Here is an 11,892-nt window from a genome sequence, read left to right as displayed (position 1 = left end):
CTTTTTGATTTTATCAAGAAAAGATCACTATTCTTTTCTTCTTTACCTCGGAGAATGAAAACCCCCTGCCAGGGAAGGGGGGAACAAGATGCTTCTAACTCCCCTTCTCCTATTACAGAAATAGAGGAAAAAAACTTGTCTAACTCCCCTCTCCTTGTAGGAGAGGGGTTGAGGGAGAGGTCAATCAAATCCTGGTTAAATACCCAGCAAATAAACGCAGCAGAATTTATTACTAATTTAACCAACCGCAGCGAAAATAATTTTATGTATGTTAGTCAAATTTTAGCTGCTATAAATAATATAAATAATAATATAAATAATGGATTTTATGATCAATATTCCCAGTTAGAAACATCTCTACCACCTGAATTAGAAACTTATTACCAACAGCATTTACAACAAATGCTAGACTTAACAGATCAAGATTTTGCTGTAGCAGTTTTGAAAATTTTAGCACAGCAAACACAACCCATATCTGTTACAGATATTGCCAATTTACTAGAAACTGATGAATTTGATGTAGAGGAAATTTTAGAATCTTGGTTTGAGTTTTTGCAAGTAGAAACTATTTCTGGAACTATTTCTAATGTCACTGTTTATAGATTTTATCATGATCATTTCCGTCAATGGCTAATATCTTCTTTCTGTAATCACCCTTTCTAAAGGTTTATCCCAACTATCAACCGGTAATTGAGAGACATAAGCAAAATCAAAAACCACTCCCATAGTTGGTTTCTGATCCCAACCGGGAGAATTTAACAAGCGGTCATAATATCCCCCACCATAACCTAAGCGGTATCCCTGAACATCAAAACCCACACAGGGAACAAGAATTAAATCCACTTCTGCAATCTCTATTATTGCTGCTTCATGGTGAGGTTCTTTGATTCCATAAGCACCAGTTTTAATGGTATCATTAGGTTGCCAAAAATGCCAAACTAGAGATTTATCAACACAACGGGGAAACCCCCAACGTTTATTAGTGTTGGTATATAGTGAACTAATATCAGGTTCTTGACGAAAGCTAAAAAAAGCCAGAATTGTCTTTGCTTGATTAAATATAACTGAGTTTTGGATGTTGGTGGTAAGGCGATCGCTTTTTTCTCTCCATTCCAATAATGTCATAGACTGGCGTTTTTGGAGTAAAACCCGTCGCAATTCCTTTTTAGTTAGTTGTGAATTAATTGTTTGCAAAGCCGATACAATTTTAGATTTTAGATTTTAGATTTTGGATTTTAGATTCTTTTCTCTCTCTCGTTCCCATACTCTGTATGGGAATGAATTAAGAAGGCTCTGCCTTCTCTTGTATACTAGAGTCGGAGACTCTGGGAAGGCATTCCCAGTCTCTGACTGGGAACGAGAGAAACTACTTTAGCCGGCGTTTTTCCGCCACCAATCAATGGTATTCTTTAAACCTGTTCTAAATTCTACCTCAGCAGTAAAACCAAAGGCCTGTTTTGCTCTTTCCGTATCCAAACAACGACGGGGTTGACCATTGGGTTTGTCCGTTTCCCAGACAATTTCCCCGTCATACTCCATTAATTCGCAAATTAAGGTAATTAGGTCTTTAATGGATATCTCGTAACCAGTTCCTAAATTGACGGGTTCAGCATCATTATAAAACTGAGTTCCCATGACTATACCCCGTGCTGCATCTGTAGAATACAAAAATTCACGAGTGGGAGAACCGTCACCCCAAACAGGAAGTTGTTTTTCTCCCCTGGTTTGGGCTTCTTCTACTTTGCGAATTAAAGCCGGAATCACATGAGAACTATTGGGGTTAAAATTATCTTCAGGTCCGTACAAGTTTACTGGTAAGAGGTAAATACCATTAAATCCGTACTGCTGACGGTAAGATTGCAATTGTACCAACAGGGCTTTTTTTGCAATTCCATAGGGGGCGTTAGTTTCTTCTGGATAACCATTCCAGATATCATCTTCCTTAAATGGTACAGGGGTAAATTTAGGATAAGCGCAGATAGTTCCTACACAAACGAATTTTTCTGTACCCTGTTGATAAGCCGCATGGATTAACTGCGTCCCCATGATCAAGTTATCATAAAATAACTCACCGGGTTTTTCTCGATTTAAACCAATCCCACCCACATGGGCAGCTAGGTGAATGATAATATCCTGTTGGTTTACTGCCCGTTGGCAATTTTCCCATACTCGCAGATCACAATTGTGCGATCGCGTCACGGTAATTTTATCACGATCAGCACCATTTTGACAAAGTTGATCTATGACTTGACGACCGAGAAACCCAGCCCCACCTGTGACAAGAATCCGTTTATTTTCTAATTCTAAGGTTGTCATCTTGTTATCCTTGATACGAATTAAAAGTGCAGAGATCCCAATGCTTGACGGGTGGTGGCAATATCTTCAGGGTATTTTAAGCCATTACCATTGGGGGAAGTACATCCCACCGCTTTTAAATCAGCTTCTACCATAAGAGACACAAGTTCTGGAAATGTTACCGATGGTTGCCAACCTAATTTTTGCTGGGCTTTAGTCGGATCACCAATTAATAGATCTACTTCGGCTGGACGCAAATAACGTTCATCAAACTCTACGTAATTTTGCCAATCTAGATTAACATAACCAAATGCTAACTCTAGAAACTCGCGCACTGAATGGGTTTCTCCTGTAGCCACCACATAATCATCAGGTTGCTCTTGCTGCAATATTAACCACATGGCTTTTACGTAATCTTTCGCATATCCCCAATCTCTCTTGGAGTCCAAATTACCCATAAAGATATTTTTTTGTTTACCGGCGACAATGCGGGCTACGGCTCTAGTTATCTTCCGTGTAACAAATGTTTCACCTCTTCTGGGAGACTCATGATTAAAAAGAATACCATTGCAAGCAAACAAATTATAAGATTCACGATAATTCACTGTTTGCCAATGGGCGTATACCTTAGCACAAGCGTAGGGACTACGGGGATAAAAAGGTGTAGTTTCACTTTGGGGGACTGCTTGCACTAAACCATACATCTCGGAAGAACCGGCTTGATAGAAACGTACTTCAATCCCGGTACGGTGTTGGTAGTCGCGGATAGCTTCTAATAAGCGTAATGTACCCATGCCTACAGAGTCCACTGTATATTCAGGCGAATCAAAACTAACTCTAACGTGAGATTGAGCGCCTAAGTTATAAATTTCTACAGGTTTGACTTCTTCTAAAATCCGTCCTAGTGTTGTCCCGTCTGTCAAGTCGCCATAATGTAGAAATAACCGTACCCCTTGGGTATGGGGATCTTCGTACATATGATCAATGCGGTCTGTGTTAAAAGTAGAGGTACGGCGAATAATCCCATGTACCTCATAACCCTTTTCTAACAAAAGCTCCGTTAAATAAGAACCATCTTGACCTGTAATACCAGTAATTAAAGCGCGTTTTGGTTGTGTCATGATAATGCCCCATAGTTTCTAGTTGAATAACGACAAACAATCTGATTCCAACTAGTATTTAAGTAGAAAACCCATTCAATAGTAAACTTACAAGTAAGCTGCTATCAAAAGCTAACCGTGAACAAATATACTTGATCAAGAACACTTTGACAAGTAATTAATTCAGTCAATACTGTCATCGTTAATGATAGTTGCAAAACTGTAAGTAGTGTAGTCCTTACATACCCCGGCTATGTTTGCTAAATCATTTAGTTAATGTCCTTGGATTATATGTGTTAATTGCGACCAGTAACTAAATTTTGTTTAGTCTTGTCCATTCTAGCGGATAAATAAAATTTATAATTTCATCATCAAAAATAGTTTTTGGGGCAGTATCATGCCCCACTACAGCAAAACCGCGCACTTACTTAGTAAGCACCTTTATTTTTGGGCATAATCACAACATTAACTGTTTTCAGGATAATCCACAAATCTAGCCAAAAGCTCCTAAAATTGACATAGTGGAGGTCTATTTGCACCCGTCGGGGATAAGGAATATCATTACGTCCAGATACTTGCCACAAACCCGTAATTCCGGGACGAATTGTTAAAACATGACCGATATAATCACCATATTTCGGTAATTCTTCCTCTACTAAAGGCCGCGGACCAACTACACTCATGTCTCCTTTAAGAACATTCCAAAATTGAGGAAACTCATCTAAGCTGGTAATTCGCAAAAAGTGACCAATTTTAGTAATTCTTGGGTCTGTTTTCAGCTTAAAATTGCTTTCAAATTCCTCTCGCAGCTTAGGTGACATTGCCATCATTTCGACCAGCATTTCGTCGGCATTATTGACCATAGTGCGAAACTTAATACAATTAAAGCTTCGGTAATTTTTACCTACTCGTTGTTGAACATAAAAAACTGGACCTTTTGAACTGAGGACTATCAACAAGGCCAGTATTATGTAGATAGGAGAAAACAAAATCAAGACCGACAGTGAAAAAACTATATCAAACAGTCGTTTTAAAAACTCCCCGTATAAACCCTGAAAAGATAAACCTCTGGATTTCACCTTTAGCTGTTTAACTTTTTGACCACGTTTTGATAAAACAGCCATAGATGTACTGTTATCCTTTCGCGGGTATCGTTTGCCGGAGAGAAGTGAACTCTGGGCAGTCATCATACTCCTTTATAATCCACACCACACATAGTCCTGATCTTAAAGCTAAAAGGCAGTAATTTTCGGGAAAAATTTGTTATCTTCCCAGAAAACAAATACAAAAACGCTGATTTTTACTTTTGATAAAGTCTTTTTTCACGACATTGATGAACAAAACTCAGATAACGTTCTGCAAAAACCTGGCGAGAAAATTGATTAGCGTGTTTTTGTATATACTCATAATTGTACAAATGTTGATGATCTACAAATTTTTCCACAGCATCTACTAAAGCTCCTACTGTTTGCATTTTGAACAATATACCAGTTCCTGTGTCAGGATCAGTGCGAATATCTCTAACTGTTTCTAGCGCACCACCACCGCCATAAGCAATTACGGGAGTTCCACAAGCTTGGGCTTCAACTAAGGCTATACCAAAATCCTCGCAAGCTGCATAGACAAAAGCCTTGGCACGTGCCATGTATTTTTTGACGATATGATCGGGTTGCCATCCTAAAATTTGAATATGTGGTTGGGCTATTTCTCGCAGCTTGTCCATTTCTGGACCTGTACCAATAACTACCAAAGGTTTTCTTAGGCAATTAAAAGCCTGAATAATCAAGGAAACTTGTTTATAACTCACTAATCGAGAGACTATTAGATAGAAATCCTCTTTTTCTGGAGAAAATAAACATTCGTCAATATTCACTGGTGGATAGATAACGGTTGCTTCCCGACGATAACAACGCCAAATCCTTCTAGCTGTGTGTTGAGAGTTAGCAATGAAATAATCAACTCGGTTGGCACTAATTACGTCCCATTGCCGCAAATGATGTAGAATGTAGCGTGTTATCCAGCCTATACCTCCTTGACCTAATTTGCCTTGCTTGAGATAATCAAATGTTAAATCCCAAGCATAACGCATAGGGGTATGGCAATAACAAATATGCAGTTGATTAGGCGTGGTTAAGACTCCTTTAGCTACTGCATGAGATGAAGTTAATATAACTTCATATTCTCGTAAATCCAATTGTTCAATGGCCAAGGGCAATAAAGGTAAGTATTTTTGCACACCTTGACGCGCTTGGGGAAATTTTTGTAAAAACGTTGTGCCAATTTGACGTTTGTACAAATAACTTTTGGGATTATTGGATTCAAAATCAATCAGGGCATACAAATCAGCATGAATATGATTTAATATTTCCTGAACTACTAATTCTGAACCACCTGTAGCTTGAGGGGTTAACCACTCATGAACCAAAGCATATTCTAAAGACACAGCTAAATTGAATGGGTAGAGGAAGTAATTAGGCTAATTTTATCAGGTGATATTCCACACTACTGATTTTTCCTGGGACTTACTCACAATGTTACCAAAAAGAATATTATAAGTCTTATTTTTTCAGCAGTGGGAAAATCTCCAGATTACATGAGAGATACAATCCTAGCAAAAGATGTTCCAGAATGATACTACAACCTGATAACCTCAAAGATAAGCACAGATAAGGGTGAAGCAGTCCACTTTTGGTTATTTAGGAGTTAGGAAGTTATGCGAATTTTGGTTATTGGTGGAACTCGGTTTATTGGTGTGTATTTGACTCAATTATTGCTAAAAGCCGGACATGAGGTGGTTTTGTTTAATCGTGGTAATCATCCCACACCTTCAGGCGTAGGACAAATTATAGGCGACCGCGAAGCGCTCCGTAGGAATCGCACAGACCCAAATCAACTTCGAGAAAAGTTAGCACAAGAAACCTTTGATGTCGTTTTTGACAATAATGGCAGAGAACTCGCGGATACCCAACCCCTGGCAGAAATCTATCAAGGACGGGTAAAACACTTTGTTTACATGAGTTCAGCAGGGGTGTACCTCAAATCTGACCAAATGCCCCATTTGGAAGGTGATACAGTAGATCCTAAAAGTCGTCACAAGGGTAAACATGAAACGGAAGCTTACCTCAAACAATTAGGAATCCCCTTTACTTCCATTCGTCCTACTTATATCTACGGTCCCCAAAATTATAATCCTTTGGAAAGTTGGTTTTTTGATAGAATTGCTCGTAATCGTCCCATTCCTATCCCTGGTAATGGTATGCACTTGACTCAGCTAGGCCATGTATTAGACTTAGCTCAAGCGATGATACAAGTAATTGGCAATGAAAAAGCAATTGGGCAGATTTATAATATTTCAGGCGATCGCTTTGTCACTTTTGACGGTTTAGCTCGTGCTTGTGCTGTCGCTGCTGGTAAATCCGCCGATGATGTTAAAATCGTCCATTATGATCCTAAAAAGTTTGATTTCGGTAAACGCAAATCCTTTCCTATGCGGGTACAGCACTTCTTCGCATCAATAAATAAAGCACAAATAGAATTAAATTGGCAACCTAAATATGATTTAATTTCTGGTTTAAAAGACTCTTGGGAAAATGATTATTTAATCACCAGACAAGATAAATTAGAAGTTGATTTTTCTGTAGATGATGAAATTTTGAACGCTGGGTAATTCGTAACAAGTAATGGGTAATTACTAATTACCCACTACAACTCATTTTCGCTTTGACCTAATGTGTCATAATGCAGCAAAACAATAGCTAATTTACTATCTTTCCATTTTTGGATGGTTAACAGTCATTGTGTTACGTATAAAACTAAAGAAATCAACTTTAACAGCAGAGGGTTGAGAGTATTGACTGTGTTCCCGCATTTCTGCTTCTAACTGACGCAATAGGTTTTCATCCTTCTGGTTTATGGCTGCTTCTAAGCGATGTTCTAGAGTTTTTCGCATATTCTCTTTATGCGTTTTTAATGCCTCTTTAGCTAATTCTATCCTGCTTGTATTCATATTTAGACTCCCAAGAAAGAACTCAAGTTAAGATAAAACCCACTACTTCAGGGTTGTTTTGTAGTTGGCAATTGCAGCAGTAAACAATTTCATTTTTATAATCTGTTATTTTGACAACAAATTCAAGTTACTAATGCAGAAATAGCATTATTATCCTGCATTTATTGCAAAATTGGCTGAAAACCCTATCTAATTTGAGTTGAGACCGTTAAAACCTGTGGTGGGGAAGCATCAGGTGGATAAAGAAAGTCTAATTGTACTAAAGAGGTATTTTTTGGTTTAATATTCAATACTACTAATGGTTCTCCCATTTCACCACGCTTTTGAACTAAATGTAGAAACTTATTTTTCCATTTTCCCTGTTCTTGATAACGTAAACGCACCGTTCCTCTAAAAAAGACTTGACGCGCAGGTGGTTGAAGAAAGCGGATTCCTGATTTACTTAACTCATTCTCTTTCAGAGGAGTTTGAATTATCACACTTACAGTTTGTTCATTTTCAGTATTATTGTATAAAGGCAACTTCAGACTATACTGAACACCATAATTACCATGAGCATAATAGGCCGTATCAGAATAACGGACTAACATGGGTGCAGTTTGAATTTGATTTGTGCCGAAAGTTCCTCCATGTAAGGTACTCAACCCATAGGAAAACCCAGTACCAGGTTGAGGAATAGTTAAATACTTACCTTTAGGTTGATCTACTACATAAGCCCGCCATTGAGAACCTTTTGATACTCCAGCTACACGCCCGTAAATTCCCGGTTTATTATTTCCTGTAATGGGAGTGGGGATTTTATCTCTAGGAGTGGATAATTCACCATGATCTAATAAATTTTGCCATTCTGATAAATTAGGTGCGCGTTCACTACCATCAATATTTTTACGGGCAAACATCGCCAAACTAGCAGCGTAAATATTACCATTACTTCGTAATCGCAGATATGTAGAACGACCATTTAAAGGCGGTATTAACCCTTGGACAGGAATGGGTAAATTTAATAACATCTGGCTTTGACCGGGGGGAATGACAATTTGCGGGGGAAAAATATCTTGTCTTCTACCCCTCAAAATATCAGACATAACGCGACTACCTGGACCTGCAAACACTGTTCCTAAGTCATTAGGAATTAAAGATGATAATTCCTGAAATGGGGCATCTGGTTGACTTAAATAACTAGCAGCTTGTAATATATTGACTGTCACTGGTTGAGAACCAGGGTTATGTAAAATAATACCCAAATAAAGAGAAGGTAAATTTTCCAGTAATTCAGTTTTAGTCACATGATGGGCAAAAATATCAAATTGGCCACGGAAGGGAAAATTTAAATGGGCAGATGTAACTTTTTTCCCTGCTGCTGGAAAAGTAGAAAGTAAAATTCCTTCCTTTAACACCAATTCTGGACTATTGCTATTAAATACTGGTACTGAATCTAATTGTCCTGGCAAAGGGCGTACTGGTTGTACTTGTAATATTTCCTCTGGTGGTGTCACCAAGTTCGCTTGTGCAAGAGCCAAAGAAAGTAATAGTGGCAACATAATATTAGGTAATTTTTTCCCAAAGACGTTAATTTTTTTAGAAAAGTGCCAAGTTTTTGATGATCAAATCGGCATTCTAGAAGTAAGTGTTGGTACTATCTAGTCCACAGGCTAATACGGTGAACAAAATCCTCTGGCACTAATAATTTTTCCATATCAACGGTAGTTTACAAAATATTTTCGCTAGAATTTAGCGACCCTAAAGGCAAAATACTTATACTACAGTCTGGAACTTGTTCCCCTAATGGTGAAGGACTTGCAGCCGTGACACAACAGATAAGTAGCAGTGGAAAATAAATTTCATATTTAGGAAAGGTGACAGGTGACGGGTGACAGACAAGAGATACAGAGATTTCTATTGTTTTGCCAAATATACAATTAATTTTGCCCAAGTACTTAATATAATCAGGCTGAAAGTGATTAATTTTGGCAATGACGCAGAAACTGGCCAGTTATACATCTACAGATAAACGGTGCAAGAAATTTAAATCATAGGAGAGTCAAGCCATTTTGGCTAGTGCGAGTAACAAGTCATCCGCTGAATTTGACTCTTGTTGACTTAGCCAAATCTCAAAAGAAGTTAATAGTATTTTTTTCTGCATAAGAAATATTATTTAGAATTAGAATAATGAAATAAATGCCCTTCCTCATAAATTTACAAGGAGCAGCTAAATGCCAGTGATTGCAGTTGTTGATTACGATATGGGAAATTTGCACTCTGTCTGCAAAGGATTAGAAAAAGCTGGTGCAACTACTCAAGTTACCTATTGTTCTCAAGAGTTGGCGAAAGCAGATGCTATAGTTTTACCAGGCGTGGGAGCATTTGATCCAGCGGTACAACATTTGCGATCGCGCGGTTTGGAAAAACCTATTAAAGATGCTATCGCTTCTGGTAAACCGTTTTTGGGTATTTGTCTAGGATTACAAATTTTGTTTGAATCCAGCGCCGAAGGCACGTTACCAGGACTAGGAATTGTTCCTGGAAAAGTCCGCCGTTTTCGTTCTGAACCTGGAATGACAATTCCCCACATGGGTTGGAATCAACTCCAACTCAAGCAACCAAAAAATCTTTTATGGGAACATTTACCCGCCGATCCTTGGGTTTATTTTGTTCATTCTTACTATGTTGAACCTACAAATCCCCAAGTCCGGGCTGCTACTGTTACCCATGGAAATCAAACTTTTACGGCTGCGATCGCTCATGAAAATCTTATGGCTGTGCAATTCCATCCCGAAAAATCATCAAATGTCGGCTTGCAAATATTATCTAATTTTGTGGCTCAAGTCCACGAAAAAGTTTTTGCTTAATAAAAGTTGCCCTTGTTGTTGGTTGTTAAACTCTGATACCATTATCTACTACTAGCTATGAGTTCAAGATTAAGGACAAATCCGCTGTTGATCATCAAAACCCTCGGATTTATCCCCAGAATCAATCCAAAATCCAAAATCCAAAATCAAAATCCGATCAGCCGTTGATCATCAAAATCCCCGGATTTATCCCCAGAATCAATCCAAAATCCAAAATCCAAAATCTCAAATCGGAGATGCTTAAAACCCTCGGATTTATCCCCGGAATCAATCCAAAATCCAAAATCCAAAATCCGATTACCAATAACTAATGAGTTTGAGAATTTACGGAAATCGTCTGTTGAAAACCTTACCAGGTGAAAATACCAGACCTACGAGTGCGCGAGTCAGGGAAGCATTATTTAATATTTGGCAAGGAACAATTACTGGTTGCCGTTGGCTAGATTTGTGCGCCGGTAGCGGGGCAATGGGGGCTGAGGCTTTATGTAGGGAAGCCAGCGTCGTTATTGGTATTGAACAGTCAAGTCTTGCTTGCGCCATCATCCAAGAAAATTGGCAACGGGTAGCCAATCCTAACCAGAAATTTCAACTATTGCGGGGAAATGTCACCCAACAGTTAAAAAAATTATCAGGTCAAAAATTTGACAAAATATATTTTGACCCACCTTATGCTAGTGGATTATATGAACCAGTATTACAAGCGATCGCTCAGTATCAGCTTTTAGATTCCCCAGGAGAAATAGCAGTGGAACATCGTCACCAAGATTGGACACCGCTAACAATTCCCAACTGGGAAATCTGCCGACAGAAAAGCTATGGTAACACAGCCTTGACATTTTATCAAGAGCAGGGAATTGGTAATGAGTAATTGGGAATGGGTAATTATTTCCCCTGCTTCCGGCTTCCTACTCCTGACCTCTTCCCTAGCTTCTCAATCAATATCAGCCGCCTAATTCTGTAGGACGCTTATATTGTCTATAAGCAGCGTAAAAAAGTCCACTTAAAGTTACAAAAACCAAACCAAGCACAATACCTGATAATAGAGGTTCAACCACTGTAAAGCTCCTTGTTGCGATTATTGAAAGATTCGTTTCCTGTTTTTGATTTTACCAAATTTGGCATTAATCCCGCGTTCCATAGCAGTCTTAAATCTAAATACTATATAAAAATCATCTTATGTACTTGCGAACACAGTCAATAAATTTTAAGCTATGTGTAGGCAATGAAAACTTGAAGACTGTAGAAGCAACTCTTTTGGATAACCATCTGATAAAACCTGAAACCCTGATTCAACAGATCGTTATCTTGACTATAGCGATGCTGATAACCCTGCCTTTAGTCCTGTTTGGGATTGAGATAGTGCAAGCCTCTGATCCTTATGTTAAAAGTGTTCTCTCCCTTCAGGGAAACCCAGTACAAGGAAAAGCAATTTTCCAAATCAACTGCGCTGGCTGTCATGGTTTAGAAGCAAATGGACTAGTCGGTCCAACTCTACATGAAATCTCCAAATACAAATCCCGCTATGGACTAATTCGTCAAGTAACTAGTGGGGAAACGCCCCCCATGCCAAAATTCCAACCCAATGTCCAGGAAATGGCAGACCTGTTAAGCTACTTAGAAGCTCTATGAATATTTATACATT

Annotated in this window: 12 protein-coding genes and 1 pseudogene; 5 read left to right on the top strand and 8 right to left on the bottom strand. The window is 38.5% G+C overall.

Annotated elements, in window-relative coordinates; all coding sequences use genetic code 11:
- Nucleotides 1-663, top strand: a pseudogene (locus ACIR310F_RS22900) (hypothetical protein); the annotation flags it as partial.
- Here the strand turns inward: ACIR310F_RS22900 and ACIR310F_RS0116935 are convergent.
- From ACIR310F_RS0116935 to ACIR310F_RS0116915, 5 genes are all read right to left on the bottom strand, one after another.
- Nucleotides 631-1,125, bottom strand: coding sequence for a 5-formyltetrahydrofolate cyclo-ligase (locus ACIR310F_RS0116935; protein ID WP_051289714.1), 495 nt, complete (start codon nucleotides 1,123-1,125; stop codon nucleotides 631-633). The pseudogene ACIR310F_RS22900 and the gene ACIR310F_RS0116935 sit on opposite strands and share 33 nt — an antisense overlap.
- Before the next feature lie 246 nt (nucleotides 1,126-1,371).
- Nucleotides 1,372-2,316, bottom strand: coding sequence for a GDP-L-fucose synthase family protein (locus tag ACIR310F_RS0116930; protein WP_028084854.1), 945 nt, complete (start codon nucleotides 2,314-2,316; stop codon nucleotides 1,372-1,374).
- Nucleotides 2,317-2,336: 20 nt separating this feature from the next.
- Nucleotides 2,337-3,416: a GDP-mannose 4,6-dehydratase gene (gene gmd, locus ACIR310F_RS0116925; protein WP_028084853.1), complete on the bottom strand. Its 1,080-nt coding sequence runs from the start codon at nucleotides 3,414-3,416 to the stop codon at nucleotides 2,337-2,339.
- Between the two features lie 407 nt (nucleotides 3,417-3,823).
- Complete coding sequence (locus ACIR310F_RS0116920; RefSeq protein ID WP_028084852.1) at nucleotides 3,824-4,582, bottom strand: undecaprenyl-phosphate galactose phosphotransferase family protein; 759 nt, start codon at nucleotides 4,580-4,582, stop codon at nucleotides 3,824-3,826.
- 113 nt (nucleotides 4,583-4,695) lie between these two features.
- On the bottom strand, nucleotides 4,696-5,838 hold the full coding sequence (locus ACIR310F_RS0116915) for a glycosyltransferase (RefSeq protein ID WP_028084851.1): 1,143 nt from the start codon (nucleotides 5,836-5,838) through the stop codon (nucleotides 4,696-4,698).
- A gap of 270 nt (nucleotides 5,839-6,108) precedes the next feature.
- Here ACIR310F_RS0116915 and ACIR310F_RS0116910 point away from each other — a divergent pair, with 270 nt between their 5' ends.
- Nucleotides 6,109-7,062, top strand: a complete 954-nt coding sequence (locus ACIR310F_RS0116910) for an NAD-dependent epimerase/dehydratase family protein (RefSeq protein ID WP_028084850.1) — start codon at nucleotides 6,109-6,111, stop codon at nucleotides 7,060-7,062.
- A gap of 96 nt (nucleotides 7,063-7,158) precedes the next feature.
- Here the strand turns inward: ACIR310F_RS0116910 and pirA are convergent, their stop codons facing one another.
- Together pirA and ACIR310F_RS0116900 are read right to left on the bottom strand one after the other, a co-directional pair.
- A complete protein-coding gene (gene pirA / locus ACIR310F_RS22895; protein ID WP_035368288.1) occupies nucleotides 7,159-7,401 on the bottom strand; it encodes an arginine synthesis PII-interacting regulator PirA in 243 nt (80 codons plus the stop codon).
- A 185-nt stretch (nucleotides 7,402-7,586) separates the two neighbouring features.
- Nucleotides 7,587-8,942 (bottom strand): DUF3370 domain-containing protein, encoded by a 1,356-nt coding sequence (locus tag ACIR310F_RS0116900; protein ID WP_028084849.1) that lies wholly within the window; start codon nucleotides 8,940-8,942, stop codon nucleotides 7,587-7,589.
- A 672-nt stretch (nucleotides 8,943-9,614) separates the two neighbouring features.
- On the opposite strand from ACIR310F_RS0116900, the gene hisH reads away from it, so the two are divergent.
- Nucleotides 9,615-10,250: an imidazole glycerol phosphate synthase subunit HisH gene (hisH, locus tag ACIR310F_RS0116895; protein ID WP_028084848.1), complete on the top strand. Its 636-nt coding sequence runs from the start codon at nucleotides 9,615-9,617 to the stop codon at nucleotides 10,248-10,250.
- A 310-nt stretch (nucleotides 10,251-10,560) separates the two neighbouring features.
- Nucleotides 10,561-11,118 carry a 16S rRNA (guanine(966)-N(2))-methyltransferase RsmD gene (gene rsmD, locus ACIR310F_RS0116885; protein ID WP_028084847.1) on the top strand — a complete coding sequence of 186 codons (558 nt, stop codon included), beginning with the start codon at nucleotides 10,561-10,563 and terminating at the stop codon, nucleotides 11,116-11,118.
- A 73-nt stretch (nucleotides 11,119-11,191) separates the two neighbouring features.
- Here rsmD and petG read toward each other — a convergent pair whose 3' ends face one another.
- Nucleotides 11,192-11,305 carry a cytochrome b6-f complex subunit V gene (gene petG / locus ACIR310F_RS0116880; protein ID WP_015078754.1) on the bottom strand — a complete coding sequence of 38 codons (114 nt, stop codon included), beginning with the start codon at nucleotides 11,303-11,305 and terminating at the stop codon, nucleotides 11,192-11,194.
- A 199-nt stretch (nucleotides 11,306-11,504) separates the two neighbouring features.
- On the opposite strand from petG, the gene ACIR310F_RS0116875 reads away from it, so the two are divergent.
- Complete coding sequence (locus tag ACIR310F_RS0116875; protein ID WP_028084846.1) at nucleotides 11,505-11,879, top strand: c-type cytochrome; 375 nt, start codon at nucleotides 11,505-11,507, stop codon at nucleotides 11,877-11,879.
- Nucleotides 11,880-11,892 lie beyond the last annotated feature (13 nt).

It is taken from the genome of Dolichospermum circinale AWQC310F, assembly GCF_000426925.1.
Lineage (GTDB): Bacteria > Cyanobacteriota > Cyanobacteriia > Cyanobacteriales > Nostocaceae > Dolichospermum > Dolichospermum circinale.
Note: the sequence above shows the minus strand (reverse complement) of the source record. Positions and strands in the feature narration are given on the sequence as shown.

What these genes read in the sequence shown, in the direction of transcription:
- ACIR310F_RS0116935 (WP_051289714.1), bottom strand. Translation starts at nt 1,125, where the DNA reads ATGACATTATTGGAATGGAGAGAAAAAAGCGATCGCCTTACCACCAAC.
- ACIR310F_RS0116930 (WP_028084854.1), bottom strand. Translation starts at nt 2,316, where the DNA reads ATGACAACCTTAGAATTAGAAAATAAACGGATTCTTGTCACAGGTGGG.
- gmd (WP_028084853.1), bottom strand. Translation starts at nt 3,416, where the DNA reads ATGACACAACCAAAACGCGCTTTAATTACTGGTATTACAGGTCAAGAT.
- ACIR310F_RS0116920 (WP_028084852.1), bottom strand. Translation starts at nt 4,582, where the DNA reads ATGACTGCCCAGAGTTCACTTCTCTCCGGCAAACGATACCCGCGAAAG.
- ACIR310F_RS0116910 (WP_028084850.1), top strand. Translation starts at nt 6,109, where the DNA reads ATGCGAATTTTGGTTATTGGTGGAACTCGGTTTATTGGTGTGTATTTG.
- pirA (WP_035368288.1), bottom strand. Translation starts at nt 7,401, where the DNA reads ATGAATACAAGCAGGATAGAATTAGCTAAAGAGGCATTAAAAACGCAT.
- ACIR310F_RS0116900 (WP_028084849.1), bottom strand. Translation starts at nt 8,942, where the DNA reads ATGTTGCCACTATTACTTTCTTTGGCTCTTGCACAAGCGAACTTGGTG.
- hisH (WP_028084848.1), top strand. Translation starts at nt 9,615, where the DNA reads ATGCCAGTGATTGCAGTTGTTGATTACGATATGGGAAATTTGCACTCT.
- rsmD (WP_028084847.1), top strand. Translation starts at nt 10,561, where the DNA reads ATGAGTTTGAGAATTTACGGAAATCGTCTGTTGAAAACCTTACCAGGT.